Here is a 15953-nt window from a genome sequence, read left to right on the forward strand (position 1 = left end):
GGCTGAGTAAACTAATTCCTTTTTTTGCTGACTTACACTCACGTCATTAAACACTTAAACGGATTCGGAATTCTGATGAAAAAAATCTTCATTGGCCTCTTGGTCGCCATTTTTCTCGCAACGATTAGTTTTTATTTTCTCAACAAACAGTCTGATACGGCCAAGCAGGAAAATGTGTTGTCATACATCGAGCAGCAGGGTGTGACCATCATCGATAAGTTTGACACCCCCTCTGAACTGACTGGCTATGTGGGTACCTATAAAGACGAAGCAATGAGTATTTATGTCACCCCGGATAAACGCCATGCCGTTATCGGCGATTTAATCGATACAGAGGGTAAAAATCTGGGGGCAGATGCGATTAATCAACTGATAACCAAACCGAAAAATGAAAAGTTATGGCAACAAGTAGAAGAAATGGACTGGGTGCAAGATGGTGATAAAAACGCGCCGCGAATTGTGTATACCTTTTCGGATCCGTTTTGTCCTTATTGCCATAAATTCCGTGACATGGCTGAACCTTTCATTGCTGAGGGTCAGGTTCAATTTCGTCACATCATTGTAGGGATTCTCCAGAAAAACAGCTTAGCGGTTGCGGCGACGATTATGGGATCTGACTCACCCGAACAGGCATTTCAGCAACATCGCCAATTGGTTAGACAAGGCGGTATCGCTGTTGATAATGCGAAGGCTTCAAAAGGTAATGATGCGGTGATGGCAAATAATCAGCTGTTGGAAGAGATGCATACGCATGCCACGCCGACCAGTATATATCGGGATAAGGACGGTGAGATTCATGTCGTTGAAGGTATGCCAGTGCAGCAGGAGCTTAGTCGGATTTTTGAGGAGTAAGGGCTTAAGCGAGATTGAGAAAGAAGCCATCCATGGCTGGACGTGTTAGTTGTGTCGACGTGAAATGGTAATAGACGGATTTTCGCCAAATAACTCCGTGTAGTCGTGAGTAAATTGCCCGGCATGGGTAAACCCCCAGTGCTGAGCCACCATGGCGATGGTTTCATCTTCCTGCAAACCTTGTAATAGTCGTCGCCTGACAGCGTTTAATCGGGCCATTCGAATAAACTTAACCGGGCTGATATCGAGCACATCTTCAAAACTGTATTGCAGCGTTCGCCGGCTGACATGAGCCAGATCACAGAGCTCTGTAATCGTCACATGTTTACTTGGGTTCGCATCCAGATAGGCCGTGACTTTTTCAACCACGGCGCGACGTTTACTAAAACTGGGCTTTTCGGTGCTGGGCCCATTTTGTTGAAGCACTTCAAGCATAGCCATCATCAGATTGTCCTCTTGGATGCGTCTGCTGATATCACTTTGAGCGGGTGAAATGACGTCGTTCAAAACATGTCTTAATTGATTAAGTTTGTGTGACTCCCACACTTTAAGGGGGAATTGAGGGCATGGCTATCAAGCTTGATGCCTTGTTTTTCTGCAACCAACTGCAGACTGTCCTGATTCACCACTAACCCATAAATATCAAAGTCTTCCGGGGTGATGAGTTCAAATTGGGTATTGCCAGGGCGTATCATCAGTTGATTCTTTTCAACCTGATGGCCGTTGATTCGGCATGACTTCTCATCGGCTGAAAATCCCATCCATATGGCATTTGGCCAAACATTACATTGCTGACGAATAGCTCGACTGGTGTGTTCACGAAAGGCATGAACATGCTCAAACATCACCTCTTCAATACGCCCGTAAAACTGACCCATACTGATTTGATCGAATTGTTGCTGCCAGGCTTTTAGGTTATGAGCTTGTTCATCGGCATCATCTGCCTCCAGTACGCACCAACGCGTAGCGGTTGCGCTCTGTTTCGGTGCAAATTTTATATTTTCCTCTGTCATTTGCTCCCCTCGTTTATTTCGTTATGTCCACATTATGTGAATAAGTTGCTGAATCACAAACTAAAAAACATTTGCCAAATTTCGATAGTCACCCGGTATAAATCTCGCAAGTTCACATTAGGAAACTTTGTTTACTTAAAGGCAAAATTTATTCCAAGTATTGGGAATTAAAGCAGTTTATGACACAGACATACCGTTACCAATTAGGCACAAAGACCTATCAGTTCGCTGATTTAGCTGAACTGATGGCCAAAGCCACGCCTGCTCGTTCAGGCGATAGCTTGGCCGGTGTCATGGCTGAAACGGCGGAACAACGTGCTGTGGCTCAGTTGCTGTTGGCAGAAGTGCCATTAAAAAATTTCCTTAACGAAGCACTCGTGCCTTATGAAGAAGATGAAGTCACCCGACTGATTATCGATGAGCATGATGTGACTGCGTTTGAGCCCATCTCACACATGACCATCGGCGACTTTCGGAATTGGTTGCTTTCGGATAAAGCCAGCAGTGACATGCTGAGTCAGATAAGGGCTGGTGTGACCCCAGAAATGGCGGCGGCGGTATCAAAAATTATGCGGAATCAGGATTTGATTCTGGTCGCACAAAAATGCCGGGTGGTGAGTGCATTCAGAAACACGATTGGTTTACCCAAACGATTATCAACACGTCTGCAACCGAATCATCCCACTGATGATGTGAACGGTATTGCGGCTAGTATTCTGGATGGCCTCCTTTATGGATCTGGTGATGCGGTGATTGGCATCAATCCGGCAACAGACAACGTGGCGCAAGCAACGCGTCTGATGCAATTGATGGATGAAGTGATTTCTTTATATGAGATTCCTACCCAGTCCTGCGTGTTAACGCATGTCACCAACACGATTGAGTGTATTGAAAACGGTGCGCCAGTGGATTTGGTATTCCAGTCCATTGGTGGCACGGAAAAAACCAACAGCAGTTTTGGCTTTAATTTAGCCACCCTGGCTGAAGCACAACAAGCAGCATTATCTTTGGACCGAGGCACGGTCGGACAAAACGTTATGTATTTTGAAACTGGGCAGGGCAGTGCTTTATCGGCTAATGCTCATCACGGTCTGGATCAACAAACCTGTGAAGCCAGAGCCTATGCCGTTGCCAGAAAATTTAATCCTTTACTGGTGAATACCGTGGTGGGCTTTATCGGCCCTGAATATCTGTTCGATGGTAAAGAAATTACTCGTGCAGGCTTGGAAGATCATTTCTGTGCCAAGTTATTAGGTCTGCCAATGGGCTGTGATGTTTGTTACACCAATCATGCTGAAGCCGATCAAAATGATATGGATAATCTGCTGACGCTACTGGCGACAGCAGGATGTTCTTTCGTGATGGGCATTCCCGGTTCAGATGACATTATGCTCAATTATCAGACAACCTCATTTCATGATGCTTTGTATGCGCGTCGCGTCTTAGGTTTGGGGGCGGCACCTGAATTTGAAAAATGGCTGGAAAAAATGCAAATCATGACCGATGCCGGTCATGCCAAGTTATCAAACCAGTTACCACCAGCCTTTGCCGGCACCTTGAGAGGCTTAGCCACAGGAACGAATGATGGTTAAGGAAGATAGACTCACTCATCTCAGAGTAAAAAAAGATGACGCTATCGTCACCGATAACCCATGGCGTCGTCTGCGTGAATTCACGGCTGCCCGTATTGGCTTGGGGCGTGCTGGTGTAAGCACACCGACGCGTGAATCACTTGAATTCCAATTAGCACATGCTCAGGCCCGAGATGCGGTGCATACCGAACTGGACTTTGATGGTTTACAACAAGATCTCATGGCCTTAGCGGATAAATACCCGTTGTTAAACCGTGAAGCACCTTTAAAGCTGCATAGTCAGGCAACCGATCGCATGACGTATTTGCAGCGTCCGGATTGGGGAAGACAGCTGGACGAAGCCAGTCTTGCAGCACTTAAACCACACCAAGCTTCTGAACCTTACGATTTAGCCATTGTGATTGCTGATGGTTTATCAGCTACGGCGATTAAAGAAAACGCAGCGGTATTTATTGAGACCTTAGCTCAAGCCATGCAAGCCAGTGAACAAGCTTACTCACTCGCACCTATCGTTATGGTGGAACAAGGCCGTGTCGCCGTGGGGGACGATGTTTGTGAAGCCTTAAACGCCAAGGCCGTTTTAGTGCTGATTGGCGAACGTCCGGGGTTGAGTTCGCCCGATAGCTTGGGACTGTACCTGACCTGGGGGCCAAACGTGGCCTGACCGATGACAAACGTAATTGTATTTCCAATGTAAGAAAGGCGGGACTTTCTTATTTTGCTGCGGCTCAGAAAAGCCTTTATTTGCTGACTGAGGCCCGCAGACTCCAGTGTTCTGGCGTTGCTATCAAGGATCGCTCTACCGATAAGATTATTGATAGCAACGCCGTTCAAACCAGCTTTTTGCTGGATAAGTAAGCCAACCAACAAGGTGGATAGGTATTAATGTTAACTAATAAGAGGATAGAAAGATGGACAATGCGCCAACGCTAGAATCCTTGCAGGCAACGCTCGACGCCCAGCAAGCGGTTTTTCAAATGCATCAGTCTATGAATGTCGAAGTGTTCTACTGGTGGTGTACCGCCATTATGATCATGATTCATGCTGGTTTCCTGGCCTATGAAATGGGGGCCTCACGTAGTAAAAATGCTTTAGCAGCGGGTATTAAAAATATTCTTGCTTTAGCGGTCATTATTCCCACGTTTTATTTGTTTGGCTGGTGGATATATAACGCTTTCCCGAATGGCTTTATTCCTATTGAGGCAGCGGGTGCCTTACCTTGGGCACAAAGTATGGGGCCTGATGTCACCGATATGGGAACCGGTATTTTCTGGGCAGCGTTTGCCATGTTTGGTGCCACCACCGGTTCGATTTTATCCGGTGCGGTTATCGAACGGATTCGTGTCAGTGCGTTTTTGATTCTGACTGTGTTCTTGGGTAGCGTGGTTTGGATACTGGCTGGTGCCTGGGGTTGGCATCCAGATGGTTGGTTACTGACTGACTTGGGCTATCATGATGTCGGCGCGTCTGGTGTTGTGCATGCTGTGGCTGGTTTCTTCACTTTGGGTGTACTGATCAATTTAGGCCCACGTGTAGGTAAATTTATCAACGGTGTGGCACAGACTATTGCTCCACATAGCTTACCTATGACGTTAATCGGTTTGATGATGATCATCTTCGGTTTCTTCGGCTTCCTGGGCGGTTGTATCATCTTTAACGGTGGTGAAACAGGTTGGACAACCATTTACGGCAACCCAACTAACTTATCAGCGTTTGCCTTTAATACATTAATGGGCTTTGCGGGTGGTGTCATTGGTTGTTACATCGCTAGTCGCGACCCATTCTGGACAATGTCTGGCGGTCTGGTGGGTATCATTTCTGTCGCAGCCGGTTTAGATCTTTATGATCCTGAATTAGCGTTCATTATTGCTGTAGTAACAGGTGTATTAGCGGTTAAATTCGCTAAATTGATCGAAAATTTCGGTATTGATGATGCGGTAGGTGCTGTTTCAGTTCATGGCTTCACGGGTGTATGGGCAGTATTCTTAGTCGGTGTGTTTGCCGACGGTATGCCTAACGTGGGTGACTTGCCTGAGATTTCATTAATGGGGCAAACAATTGGTGCCATTGTCATGGCAGCAGTGGGCTTTATTCCAGGTTACGGTATTTCATTGATTCTGAAAAAAGCCAATGCATTACGCGTACCGAAAGAAGCGGAAGAGCTGGGCTTAGATGAAGTTGAAATCATTGCCAAGCCTTACCCAGAAGTGCATGGTGTCCCTGCGGTGACATCAAGTGACGTGCCAAATAAATTGGCTAACTCAGAACCAGGAGTGTAATTATGGGAACATCAATTAGTTCATGGGAAAACGTAGGGGCTTATTTTACTTTTGCTGATAATCCACTTGCTCTAGGCCTGTTCACTGTTGGTGCTGCAGCCATCATAGTGGGTTTGATTATCTCGATAGCAAAACATGAAAATGAAGCGTTCGAGAAAATTGAAAAATAAGCCAGGCTTAAACATGACCTAGTCATGTATCAAACAATAACCCCGATCTTGTATCGGGGTTATTTTTTATAAGCAGTAACTTTTTGTGGCATTCAAAGCAGTGTGATCCGACCTCTACCACTGATACCAATGAACTAGCACCCAGACTGAATACCATAATAAAGATTTCACTTAATCACATTTTTAACAGTCAATATGGCCATTGTTTCTAGCATGGCTGATTTTGAAATTATTCTTCTCCAAATACCTTTCGATATCAAAAATAAGCGGCATTTTGATTCTATTGATCGACTATCCAACATCTGTCTGAAAATAAGAGTGAAGACTGATAATCAATAAATCTAAATGCATATAATTATTATTTGATGGTAATATCTACCTTTAAATTAATCCAGCTTTATAAAAAGTGAAAAATTGCACTTTTTATCTGCTTTAAACGACATAGATAGAGAGTACACGATTGTTCTCTTATTTTACGGTCAGTCCTCTCATGTGAGTTGAGGACAGGCGTTCATGTCTATCTGCAGCTAAAACTATAATTAGATCAGCCATTTGAGAGTTATCTCCAATATGCAATTACCTTATCCACTCAGAATTCTGTCATTGGTTCTGGCCGCCACGGTAGGCGGGTATTTACTGACGTCCGCCGTTATCATTTTTTTATCAGCTATTGTGCCAATGGAAAAACCACATGCCATCGTGGCCGTGAGCCTTTTTAGTTATGCAATTTATACAGCAGCTGTTATTTGGGTCTTTACTGTTAGAAATAGCAAGCGCGCTTGGTTAGGTATGTTGATTCCAACAGTCTTGCTCGGTGGTGCAGGGATGCTAATTTCCAAGGTGGCGTCATGAGTGAGTTAACGAAGCCAGTGAAAGAACAGGAATCGTTTCGTCAGGCGATGGGCTGGTTACATACCTGGGGTGGGTTGCTTGCCAGTTGGGCCTTATTCACGATCTTCCTTACGGGCACGATTGGTGTGTTTGATGTTGATATCACGAAATGGATGAAACCAGAGGCAGCCGTTGTATCCGATTTTGATCCAACTGCGATGACCGAACAGCAACGTGTTGATACGATAAAGAAAGGTCAGGCTTATCTTGAAAAACATGTTCCTGATAGTCATTTCTGGGGGATTGGACTGCCAACGGAAACAGAGCCAGGAATACGTCTGTTCTGGCGGGATGAGCAGAATGAATTTCAACATGCCTTACTGAGCCTGGAGAATGGTGAACTCATGCCAGCCGCTGAAAATCGCGAAACGGAAGGGGGCATCATTTTGTGCATATGCATTATGAGTTTCATGCGGGTATGGCAGGCATCTGGCTGGTCGGCTTTTTTACCATGATCATGCTGGTGGCCTTAATTACCGGCATCATTATTCATAAACGTATTTTCAAAGATTTTTTCACCTTCAGACAAAAGAAAGGTCAGCGTAGTTGGTTAGATGGACATAATGCCTCCGCTGTTTTAACGCTGCCTTTCCAATTGATGATTGCTTACACCGGTTTGGTGGTCTTTTTATCGATTTACATGCCTGCAGGTGTATTAGCTAATTACAGCAATCCACAGGTATTCTTTTCTGAACTGCTTGATGAGCCCATGCACAGAGCAGAAACAGGCGTGAATGCAGATGTGGTGGATTTATCCATTTTGTTCCAGCGAGCAGAAGTGATGATGGGTAAACCCGGACGATTTATGAACGTAGAGCACCCGGGAGACAGTAGCGCTGTGACCAAGGTGTTTGGATGGTTTGATGAAAAAGACTATGAAGGGCAATTATTGAGGGATGAAATTGGCAGTGTTCAGTTTGATGCGACCAATGGTGATGTGATGCATCTGAACCCACCAGGTGAATACGATAAGGGCACGCCCATGGCATCACAACGTGTGATGCGTATCATGCACTTTGCCAACTTTGGTGGCTACAGCGTTCGCTGGTTATATTTCATTATGGGTATGGCGGGTGCGTTGATGATGGCAACCGGCGCCATCTTGTTTCTGGTGAAACGGCGTCAGAAATCATTGAATGAGTTTGGCTCGCAAACTGCTCACGTTTATCGGGTAATCGAGGTACTGAATATCGCTGCTATCAGTGGTCTTGCGGTGGCTTGTATGGCTTATTTCTGGTTGAATCGTTTGATTCCGGTCGATATCGCTGATCGGGCATCCTGGGAAATAAAAGGCTTTTTTATCTCTGGCTAGCCATGCTGTTTCATGCCGCTTGTCGACCTGGCATGAAAGCCTGGTTTGAACAATGGAGTCTCTTTACCTTACTGGCATTGTTGTTACCTGTCATGAACCTGCTGACAACCGGACATTGGCTACCATCCTACTGGCTGGCAGGAGACTTGAGCAGTGTCGGCTTTGAAGTGACCGTATTGGTGTTCGGTTTGATGAGTCTGGGGCTGGTGTTATTTTTACGCCGTAAATTAACTGCACCTGAACGCTACTCTAAGCCCGCAAAACGTTCGGAGGCGATATCATGAGTGTGGCGATGATGATGAGCGTGGCTCTGTGTTATGCCGCGATGAGTGGTTTGAGTCTGGCGATGCCAAGACATTTAATGGATGTGACTGATAGACGTTTAACTGCTACACAGATACGGGTTTTACGCTGGACAGCAAGTCTTGTGCTGATATTAGCTTATTTACCCATGTGGCAGGTGTGGGGAGCAGGAACCGGCTTTGTGATTTGGGTATCGATATTGTCTGTGACCAGCGTAGTATTGGTGTTACTGCTGTCTTATTGGCCAAAGTGGGCGGTCAGAATCGCTTTTCTGATGATGTTATCGGCCAGCGTTTTGTGGTTGATGCAGTAACGACTAGATGATCGTTACTGCATCGGTGTAACTCTTGTTTAACGTTGACTGCGTGCTTTTTTATCGCCGCTTTAACCTGTTCTGGTGCTGTACCACCTAAGTGGTCACGAGCAGCGACAGAACCTTCCAATGTCAGCACGTCAAACACGTCTTCATCAATATTGGCAGAAAATTGCTGTAGTTCAGCCAAGGTGAGTTCAGACAGATCTTTTTTGTGTTTGATGCCATAGGCGACCGATAAACCCACCACTTCATGTGCATCACGGAATGGTGTGCCTTTACGTACCAGATAATCAGCCAGATCAGTCGCTGTGGCATAACCTCGTAATGCAGCCTGACGCATATTGTCTGCCTTCACTGTAATGACTGACATCATATCTGCATAAACGCGCAGTGAACCCAATAAGGTATCAATCGTGTCGAACAAGGGTTCTTTGTCTTCCTGGTTGTCTTTATTGTAAGCCAGTGGCTGGTTTTTCATTAAGGTCAGCAAGTTAAACATATTGCCGTAAACGCGACTGGTTTTACCGCGAATTAACTCAGGCACATCCGGATTCTTTTTCTGCGGCATGATGGATGAACCAGTGCAGAAGGCATCACCTAAATCAACAAAATCAAATTGCGCCGATGACCAGATAATTAATTCTTCTGAGAAACGTGATAAATGCATCATCAGAATCGATGCGAAGCTGTTGAACTCAATCGCAAAGTCACGATCACTGACTGCATCCAACGAGTTTAAACAGATACGATCAAAGCCTAATAAGCTGGCGGTCATTTCACGATCAATCGGGAAAGTGGTGCCAGCAAGGGCGGCTGCACCCAAGGGCAGGCTGTTTGCTCGTTTAGCACAGTCTTGCAGGCGTTCAGCATCTCTAACGAGCATTTCGTACCAGGCCATCATGTGATGACCAAACGTCACTGGTTGGGCTGTTTGTAAATGAGTAAAACCGGGCATGATAGTCTCGGCTTCACGTTCAGCAACGTTGAGTAAGGCTTCTTGCAAACGATTAAGCTGCTGACCGATAGGCTCAATCATATCGCGTAGATAAAGGCGCACATCAGTGGCTACCTGGTCATTACGTGACCGGCCAGTGTGAAGTTTTTTACCGACCTCACCGATCAGGACGATAAGACGCGCTTCGATATTCATGTGCACATCTTCTTGAGCGATAGACCACTCAAAGTCGCCGTTCTCAATTTCTTGTTCGATTTGTTGTAAGCCCGCAATAATTTGATCGCGTTCGTCTACTGTCAGTACCTTGACTTCAGCCAGCATGGTGGCGTGCGCAATTGAGCCACGAATATCCTGACGGAACATACGCTGATCAAATTGCACGGAAGCGGTAAATTCTTCGACAAACTTGTCGGTAGGCTGCGTCAGTCTGGCAGATGAGAGTTTTTTATTGGCTGTAGTCATATCAATCAGATTAGGCTCGTTGAAAACAGGGCGTCATTATAACGCGGATAGTCGAGAGTCAATGCGTGAAATGCTAGAATCGACTTTATTTATTAACGACAACGCTGAAGTGACCTTATTCCATGACTAAAAGAATCGTTCGTATTGCCACTCGCAACAGTCCTCTTGCCATGTGGCAGGCTGAATTTGTTAAATCACGCTTATTAGAATTACATCAGAATATTGAAGTTGAACTGATCGGTATGAAAACCCAGGGCGATATCATACTGGATACTCCCTTGGCAAAAGTGGGCGGTAAGGGGCTTTTTGTTAAAGAGCTGGAACAAGGCATGTTAGATGGACGTGCGGATATTGCTGTGCATTCTATGAAAGATGTGCCAGTTGAGTTTCCGGAAGGTTTGCATCTGCCTGTTATCTGTCAGCGTGAAGATCCGCATGATGCTTTTGTTTCCAATCATTATCAAAGTATCGATGAAATGCCTCACGGAGCCCGTTTAGGCACATCCAGCCTGCGTCGTGAATGCCAGGTGCGTACTCACCGTCCGGATCTGGAAGTACTGCCTTTACGCGGTAATGTGAATACCCGTTTACGTAAACTCGATGATGGTGAGTTTGATGCCATCATTCTGGCGATGGCGGGATTAAAACGTCTCGGTTTTGATGACCGTATTCGCAGCGCATTAACACCAGAGCAAAGTTTACCTGCGATTGGACAAGGTGCGTTGGGTATTGAAACTCGCGTGGATGATGAAGAAATGAACGCGCTTATTGCTCCATTACATTGTGATCAAACCGCCATTGTGCTGCGTGCTGAACGAGCCTTGAACAAACGTCTGTCCGGTGGCTGTCAGGTACCCATCGCCGGTTATGCGATGTTAGATGATGATAACGTTTGGCTGCGAGGCTTGGTTGGTCAGCCAGATGGGACTAACACGGTCACAGCTGAAGTTCGCGGTAAAGCAACAGATGCTGAAAAATTAGGAATTCAAGTCGCTGAAATGTTGCTGGCGAAGGGTGCCGATAAAATTCTGGCAGATGTCTACGGTGAGTAAACTGCCATTGGCGGGGCAGCAGATTCTTGTGACCCGCCCTCAACATCAGTGCCAAGCACTGGCTGAGCTGGTTGAGGCCGCTGGCGGTAAGCCACTGATTCTGCCAGTGATTGATATTGAAACGGTTGCAAAAAAGCATTGGCAGACGATCAATATCGACCACTTTGACTGGTTGATATTTGTTAGTCGTAACGCGGTAGAGAGCTTTATTGCTGGCTGGGGACACGAACTGCCCAAGTTATGCCAATTTGCTGCGGTGGGTGAGGGGACCGCACAGGCTATGCGTGAGCATGATATACCGGTCGATTGTCAGCCTGAAATATCAAATGGAAGTGAAGGTTTGCTGCAGATGCCTTTGATGCAGGCATCACAAGTCAGAGGTAAACAGATTCTGATTGTACGAGGTAATGGCGGCAGGGAGCATATGGCTGATACCTTAACAGCCAGAGGTGCTAATATTACTTATATTGAAGTTTATCAACGTGTTTTAGCTCAACCAACGGCAGCAAAACTCAAGCAGGCCATGATGGCAGACAAAGTGATCTGTACCAGTGTGGCAGGTGTTGATAATCTTTGTAGTATCTTCATGAATACATGGCCAGATTTGTTAGATAAACCATTGACGGTCGTCAGTGATAGGATAAAACAGCATGCCTCCTCACGAGGCTTCAAAACCATTTATGTATCAGCCGATGCCAGCGATAATGCAGTTGTTGATACTCTGATAAATATGGACGATTAACATGGCAGATAAAGACGCAAAGCAAACGATTGATAACAACGTGCAAGATGCGGAGTTACTGGAAAAAAATAAGCAGGATGCACAAGTCTATCGCTGGATTTGGGTTGCACTGGTCGTGGTGGTACTTCTCTCCGCCGCTAGCATCGCCTGGTTCTATCAACAGCTGCAGCAACAAAAAGCAGATATTCAATCTTCCCTGAACGAATTATCCAGCCAAAACGGAAACTGGCAATCAAGAGTAGAACAACACCGACAACAATTGGGACGACTCGATACGGATCAAAAGCAGTTAGCAGAAAAATTACAGCAACTGAATGATAAGCAGCAGTTATCGAATGCTGAGCTGCAAAAACGATGGGCTTTGCAGGAAGTGAAATATCTGCTCAACGTCGCCAACCAACGCGCTGTATTAGCACACGATGCGAAAGGCGCCATTCAAGCTTTGATTATGGCGGATAAACAGTTAGAAGCCCTCTCTGATTATCGACTTCATCCTCTGCGGGCTGAGATAGCAGAAGAATTATTAACATTACAATCACTCACGACCTCTGATATTTCGGGCATGGCCATTCAACTGCAAACCCTAGCAGCTCATGTCAATCAATTACGTGTTAAAAAAGGCCCTGAGGTCGATTTTTCTGCTTCTTCAGAGACGGCTGATATAGCCGTGACAGACACACCTGCGTGGAAAGAAGCGCTCTCGGATATTTGGCAGCAATTGCGATCTCTGGTGGTGATTCGTCATGAACAATCAGGTGAAGCGGCTGTTTTGGCGCCAGAGCAGCGTTACTTCCTATACCAGAACCTGCGACTACAGTTGGAAAGCGCAAGGCTGGCATTACTGAATGCGGATACGGATAGTTTTCAGCACAGTTTGAAAACAGCTATCACTTGGTTGGAACATTATTTTACGGGTGACGAACGTGATGCCATGTTGGAAACACTGAATTCACTGGCTGAACAAAACATTGATGTATCTATTCCTGATATCTCAGGCTCACTGAACTGGCTAGAGGAGTATCGGCAATGAAAATGCTGATTATCATCGCTTTAGCTTTAGCATTGGGTGTGGCGGCTATTTGGGCGGCTGATTTTGAACCGGGTTTTGTGTTACTCCAGTACGGACAATGGAGTCTCGAAACATCACTGGTCGTGTTTACCGCCATTTATGTCATTTTAGTTGTTGCAGGCTATTTAGCCTTACGAAGTCTGATTCTATTAAGACAGACGCCCAAAAGAATCAGTGCCTGGAAAACTACGCAAAGACAAAAACGTGCTAACCGTGCGCTGACACGAGGATTGATTACGCTCGAAGAAGGACGCTGGACCGAAGCTGAACGGACTTTGGTTCGCCATGCGACCCATAGCGAAACGCCTTTGCTTCACTATCTGGCTGCTGCCCGGGCAGCGCAAAAACAACAGGCACCAGAGCGCCGTGACAATTACCTCCGTTTAGCTCATGAAACCACTGAAGGCGCTGATATTGCCGTCGGTGTCGTACAGGCAGAACTGCAGTTGTCAGCAGGGCAAAAAGAGCAGGCCTTGGCGACACTTCAGCATCTGCGTGAAGTGGCTCCCAAACATCCTTATGTATTGCAGTTATTGCAGTCCTTATATCAGGACATGGAGCAATGGCAGGAAGTCCAGTCGGTTTTGCCCGATTTACGTAAACGCCATGTCCTTGAAAGAAAGGAAGTAGCGAGTTTGGATCAAGAAGCGGCAGTGGGGCAATTAGAGACGGCTTTAGTGAAACAAGACTGGCAAAGAATGTCAGAGGTTTGGGAAAAATCATCCAGTAAATCACGTCAGACAGAAGCCATGCTCGTGCCTTATGTCAATGGTTTGATTGAGCAACAGCAGGAAGAACAGGCGATTGCTCAGATTGAGCAGTACATGCGGCATAACTGGAGTGAAAAGCTGGTATACATCTATGGTGTACTTACTCAGGGGGATGTGCTGGCTCGCCTGGCGACAGCAGAAAAATGGCTGAAAGCCTATCCGGATAATGCCTGCCTGTTATTGACGGTTGGGCGTCTGGCAGCAGCCAATGAGTTATGGACTAAGGCAGAAGAATATTTACAACAGAGTATTCGTCTCGGCGCCAAGGGTGAGACATATCAGGTATTAGCTGAAGTTCAGCTGGCACAAGATAAAAAAGAGGCCGCTGCCGATACCTACAAACAAGGACTGCTGTTAATGCTAAGTCCTCGTACCACGGTTTAATTAGTAAAGGGATAATTTGTGCAAGAAGCAGGCGGCCATTATCTGGTAGAAATTCTGGCTTTATTATTGGCCACGGTAATTATTATTCCGATGTTTCATGCCATTCGTTTGGGCGCGATTTTGGGGTATTTAACGGCCGGTATGATTCTTGGTCCATGGGGGCTGGGTGTTATTACTGAGGTTGAAGATATTCGCCATCTCGCCGAGTTTGGTGTCATTTTCTTACTGTTTGTTTTAGGGATAGAACTCAAGCCAGATAAACTCTGGCAAATGCGTAAAATGGTGCTGGGGCTGGGGCTTGCTCAGGTTTTGATTACAGCAGGTGCTATTTATGGCATTGCTATCTGGTTAGGTCTGGATAATCACAGTGCCATCATCATTGGTTTTGGTTTAGCCTTATCATCCACCGCATTTTGTTTAAAACTCTTGTCGGAACGTGGCGGTATTTCCACTGTTATGGGCCGAATGTCATTCTCAGTACTGTTGTTGCAAGATATCGCGGTGGTGCCTTTATTGGCTCTGGTGTCCTATCTTGCCGTAGGCAATGGTGCAGAAGTGGTCGGGCCAGATATCAATCCACTGATCGGTATTCTGGTCATTATTGCTCTGTTGTTTGCTGGACGTTACCTGCTTAATCCGGTGTTAGCGAGAATAGTCGCCAGTCAGGATCCGGAAGTTTTCATTGCTGTCGCCGTGCTTTTGGTGCTTGGCGTTGCCTGGATTATGCAAAGTGTAGGTTTCTCTATGGCGCTTGGGGCTTTCCTTGCTGGGGTGATGCTGGCTGAGTCTCAGTACAGACACCAGATAGAAGCTGATATTCTGCCTTTCCGCGGTATCTTGTTAGGTTTGTTCTTTATGACCGTGGGCATGGGGATTGATTTCAGTCTATTGTGGGATCGACTGGGTGATATTCTGTTGCTGACTTGGGGGCTGATGACCATTAAAACCGTTGTGGTTTACATCCTGGCCCGGATTGCAGGAGCACGTCACGATATTTCTTTACAAACCGGTGCTTTATTATCTCAAAGTGGTGAGTTTGGTTTTGTTTTGTTTAGCTTTGCGGCTTCATTAGGCTTATTGGAAACTACGGTCAGCGATATTCTGACGCTAGTCATTGCTTTAACGATGGTCTTAACACCATTTGTTGTTCGCTCAACAAACTTCCTATTACTGAAGTTTTACACACCAGATGCTGAGAAAAGCGAAGAAGACTATACCACTGAGTTCATCGAACATGATCAGGAGCATGTGATTCTGGCCGGTTTTGGCCGGGTTGGTGCGCGTGTAGGTACCTTATTGGGCGCTGCCGGTGTACCGTATATCGCATTAGATATGCGTCAGCATCGGGTAAAGGATGCCAGAGCGCAGGGATTTCCGGTTTTCTTTGGTGATGCCAGTAAAGTAAAAGTCTTACAGGCCGCTGGTGCCGACCGAGCCAAAATGATTGTTGTGGCTCTGGACAACCCTGCTCAGGTAGATAGATTAGTGGCTCAAGTGCGTCAGTATTATCCAGAGATGCCAATACATGCACGTGCTCGAGATAGAAAACACTGTGCAGAACTCATTACTCAGGGTGCAACCACAACAGTTTCAGAGACATTAGAAACCAGCCTGAGACTCACAGAAGAAGTGTTGTTGGGAAGTGGTGTCGAGGATACAGTCGCCACACGGGTTATTAATGAGTTTAGAGATGATTACTACTCGAATGTGGTGAAAAAAGTTACGGATAATAAAGTGGTGCTGGGTGAGCTAAAACATTAATGTTGAGTTATCCAATGTCTATTGAAAAGT

The 15953-nt window shown here is 45.9% G+C and carries 17 protein-coding genes and 1 pseudogene; 15 read left to right on the forward strand and 3 right to left on the reverse strand.

All coding sequences use genetic code 11. The features are described 5' to 3' along the window. Positions 1–75: 75 nt before the first annotated feature. The gene (gene dsbG / locus QUE24_RS08400) at positions 76–852 is read left to right on the forward strand and encodes a thiol:disulfide interchange protein DsbG (RefSeq protein ID WP_286303413.1); all 777 of its coding nucleotides are present in this window, start codon (positions 76–78) and stop codon (positions 850–852) included. 45 nt (positions 853–897) lie between these two features. Here the strand turns inward: dsbG and QUE24_RS08405 are convergent, their stop codons facing one another. Then, on the reverse strand, positions 898–1359 hold the full coding sequence (locus QUE24_RS08405) for a helix-turn-helix domain-containing protein (RefSeq protein ID WP_286303414.1): 462 nt from the start codon (positions 1357–1359) through the stop codon (positions 898–900). 8 nt (positions 1360–1367) lie between these two features. Beyond that, positions 1368–1865 (reverse strand): AraC family transcriptional regulator, encoded by a 498-nt coding sequence (locus tag QUE24_RS08410; protein WP_286303415.1) that lies wholly within the window; start codon positions 1863–1865, stop codon positions 1368–1370. Between the two features lie 179 nt (positions 1866–2044). Here QUE24_RS08410 and QUE24_RS08415 point away from each other — a divergent pair, with 179 nt between their 5' ends. The 9 genes and pseudogenes from QUE24_RS08415 (at position 2045) to QUE24_RS08455 (ending at position 8725) form a co-directional block, all read left to right on the forward strand. Continuing rightward, complete coding sequence (locus QUE24_RS08415) at positions 2045–3457, forward strand: ethanolamine ammonia-lyase subunit EutB (RefSeq protein ID WP_286303416.1); 1413 nt, start codon at positions 2045–2047, stop codon at positions 3455–3457. Next, positions 3450–4315, forward strand: a pseudogene (gene eutC, locus QUE24_RS08420) (ethanolamine ammonia-lyase subunit EutC). Before QUE24_RS08415 ends, eutC begins: the two are co-directional and overlap by 8 nt. A 53-nt stretch (positions 4316–4368) precedes the next feature. Continuing rightward, entirely contained in the window at positions 4369–5736 is a 1368-nt protein-coding gene (locus QUE24_RS08425) for an ammonium transporter (RefSeq protein ID WP_286303417.1), read from the forward strand. A 2-nt stretch (positions 5737–5738) separates the two neighbouring features. Further along, complete coding sequence (locus QUE24_RS08430; protein ID WP_286303418.1) at positions 5739–5906, forward strand: hypothetical protein; 168 nt, start codon at positions 5739–5741, stop codon at positions 5904–5906. A 570-nt stretch (positions 5907–6476) separates the two neighbouring features. Continuing rightward, positions 6477–6758 (forward strand): DUF3649 domain-containing protein, encoded by a 282-nt coding sequence (locus QUE24_RS08435; RefSeq protein WP_286303419.1) that lies wholly within the window; start codon positions 6477–6479, stop codon positions 6756–6758. Next, a complete protein-coding gene (locus tag QUE24_RS08440) occupies positions 6755–7252 on the forward strand; it encodes a PepSY-associated TM helix domain-containing protein (RefSeq protein WP_286303420.1) in 498 nt (165 codons plus the stop codon). The genes QUE24_RS08435 and QUE24_RS08440 overlap by 4 nt, the downstream gene beginning before the upstream one ends. Continuing rightward, positions 7192–8109, forward strand: coding sequence for a PepSY-associated TM helix domain-containing protein (locus QUE24_RS08445; protein ID WP_286306092.1), 918 nt, complete (start codon positions 7192–7194; stop codon positions 8107–8109). The genes QUE24_RS08440 and QUE24_RS08445 overlap by 61 nt, the downstream gene beginning before the upstream one ends. A 2-nt stretch (positions 8110–8111) precedes the next feature. After that, positions 8112–8393 carry a hypothetical protein gene (locus QUE24_RS08450; RefSeq protein ID WP_286303421.1) on the forward strand — a complete coding sequence of 94 codons (282 nt, stop codon included), beginning with the start codon at positions 8112–8114 and terminating at the stop codon, positions 8391–8393. Then, entirely contained in the window at positions 8390–8725 is a 336-nt protein-coding gene (locus QUE24_RS08455; RefSeq protein ID WP_286303422.1) for a DUF3325 domain-containing protein, read from the forward strand. Before QUE24_RS08450 ends, QUE24_RS08455 begins: the two co-directional genes overlap by 4 nt. Here QUE24_RS08455 and argH read toward each other — a convergent pair. Next, positions 8670–10145, reverse strand: a complete 1476-nt coding sequence (argH, locus tag QUE24_RS08460) for an argininosuccinate lyase (protein ID WP_286303423.1) — start codon at positions 10143–10145, stop codon at positions 8670–8672. The genes QUE24_RS08455 and argH overlap by 56 nt on opposite strands. Before the next feature lie 122 nt (positions 10146–10267). Here argH and hemC point away from each other — a divergent pair, with 122 nt between their 5' ends. From hemC to QUE24_RS08485, 5 genes are read left to right on the forward strand one after another with little or no spacing between them, the layout of a single operon-like run. Further along, on the forward strand, positions 10268–11197 hold the full coding sequence (gene hemC / locus QUE24_RS08465) for a hydroxymethylbilane synthase (protein ID WP_286303424.1): 930 nt from the start codon (positions 10268–10270) through the stop codon (positions 11195–11197). Next, on the forward strand, positions 11181–11939 hold the full coding sequence (locus QUE24_RS08470; RefSeq protein WP_286303425.1) for a uroporphyrinogen-III synthase: 759 nt from the start codon (positions 11181–11183) through the stop codon (positions 11937–11939). The genes hemC and QUE24_RS08470 overlap by 17 nt, the downstream gene beginning before the upstream one ends. 1 nt (position 11940) lies before the next feature. After that, positions 11941–12969, forward strand: coding sequence for a uroporphyrinogen-III C-methyltransferase (locus QUE24_RS08475; RefSeq protein ID WP_286303426.1), 1029 nt, complete (start codon positions 11941–11943; stop codon positions 12967–12969). Continuing rightward, positions 12966–14162 carry a heme biosynthesis HemY N-terminal domain-containing protein gene (locus QUE24_RS08480; protein WP_286303427.1) on the forward strand — a complete coding sequence of 399 codons (1197 nt, stop codon included), beginning with the start codon at positions 12966–12968 and terminating at the stop codon, positions 14160–14162. Before QUE24_RS08475 ends, QUE24_RS08480 begins: the two co-directional genes overlap by 4 nt. Before the next feature lie 18 nt (positions 14163–14180). Continuing rightward, positions 14181–15923: a monovalent cation:proton antiporter-2 (CPA2) family protein gene (locus tag QUE24_RS08485; RefSeq protein WP_286303428.1), complete on the forward strand. Its 1743-nt coding sequence runs from the start codon at positions 14181–14183 to the stop codon at positions 15921–15923. Positions 15924–15953: the final 30 nt, after the last annotated feature.

This window comes from Methylophaga marina (assembly GCF_030296755.1).
Taxonomy (GTDB): domain Bacteria; phylum Pseudomonadota; class Gammaproteobacteria; order Nitrosococcales; family Methylophagaceae; genus Methylophaga; species Methylophaga marina.

Bases quoted from the DNA above. Each gene is read 5' to 3' on its own strand.
- dsbG (WP_286303413.1), top strand. From the start codon at position 76: ATGAAAAAAATCTTCATTGGCCTCTTGGTCGCCATTTTTCTCGCAACG.
- QUE24_RS08410 (WP_286303415.1), bottom strand. From the start codon at position 1,865: ATGACAGAGGAAAATATAAAATTTGCACCGAAACAGAGCGCAACCGCT.
- QUE24_RS08415 (WP_286303416.1), top strand. From the start codon at position 2,045: ATGACACAGACATACCGTTACCAATTAGGCACAAAGACCTATCAGTTC.
- QUE24_RS08425 (WP_286303417.1), top strand. From the start codon at position 4,369: ATGGACAATGCGCCAACGCTAGAATCCTTGCAGGCAACGCTCGACGCC.
- QUE24_RS08430 (WP_286303418.1), top strand. From the start codon at position 5,739: ATGGGAACATCAATTAGTTCATGGGAAAACGTAGGGGCTTATTTTACT.
- QUE24_RS08435 (WP_286303419.1), top strand. From the start codon at position 6,477: ATGCAATTACCTTATCCACTCAGAATTCTGTCATTGGTTCTGGCCGCC.
- QUE24_RS08440 (WP_286303420.1), top strand. From the start codon at position 6,755: ATGAGTGAGTTAACGAAGCCAGTGAAAGAACAGGAATCGTTTCGTCAG.
- QUE24_RS08445 (WP_286306092.1), top strand. From the start codon at position 7,192: ATGCATTATGAGTTTCATGCGGGTATGGCAGGCATCTGGCTGGTCGGC.
- QUE24_RS08450 (WP_286303421.1), top strand. From the start codon at position 8,112: ATGCTGTTTCATGCCGCTTGTCGACCTGGCATGAAAGCCTGGTTTGAA.
- QUE24_RS08455 (WP_286303422.1), top strand. From the start codon at position 8,390: ATGAGTGTGGCGATGATGATGAGCGTGGCTCTGTGTTATGCCGCGATG.
- argH (WP_286303423.1), bottom strand. From the start codon at position 10,145: ATGACTACAGCCAATAAAAAACTCTCATCTGCCAGACTGACGCAGCCT.
- hemC (WP_286303424.1), top strand. From the start codon at position 10,268: ATGACTAAAAGAATCGTTCGTATTGCCACTCGCAACAGTCCTCTTGCC.
- QUE24_RS08470 (WP_286303425.1), top strand. From the start codon at position 11,181: ATGTCTACGGTGAGTAAACTGCCATTGGCGGGGCAGCAGATTCTTGTG.
- QUE24_RS08475 (WP_286303426.1), top strand. From the start codon at position 11,941: ATGGCAGATAAAGACGCAAAGCAAACGATTGATAACAACGTGCAAGAT.
- QUE24_RS08480 (WP_286303427.1), top strand. From the start codon at position 12,966: ATGAAAATGCTGATTATCATCGCTTTAGCTTTAGCATTGGGTGTGGCG.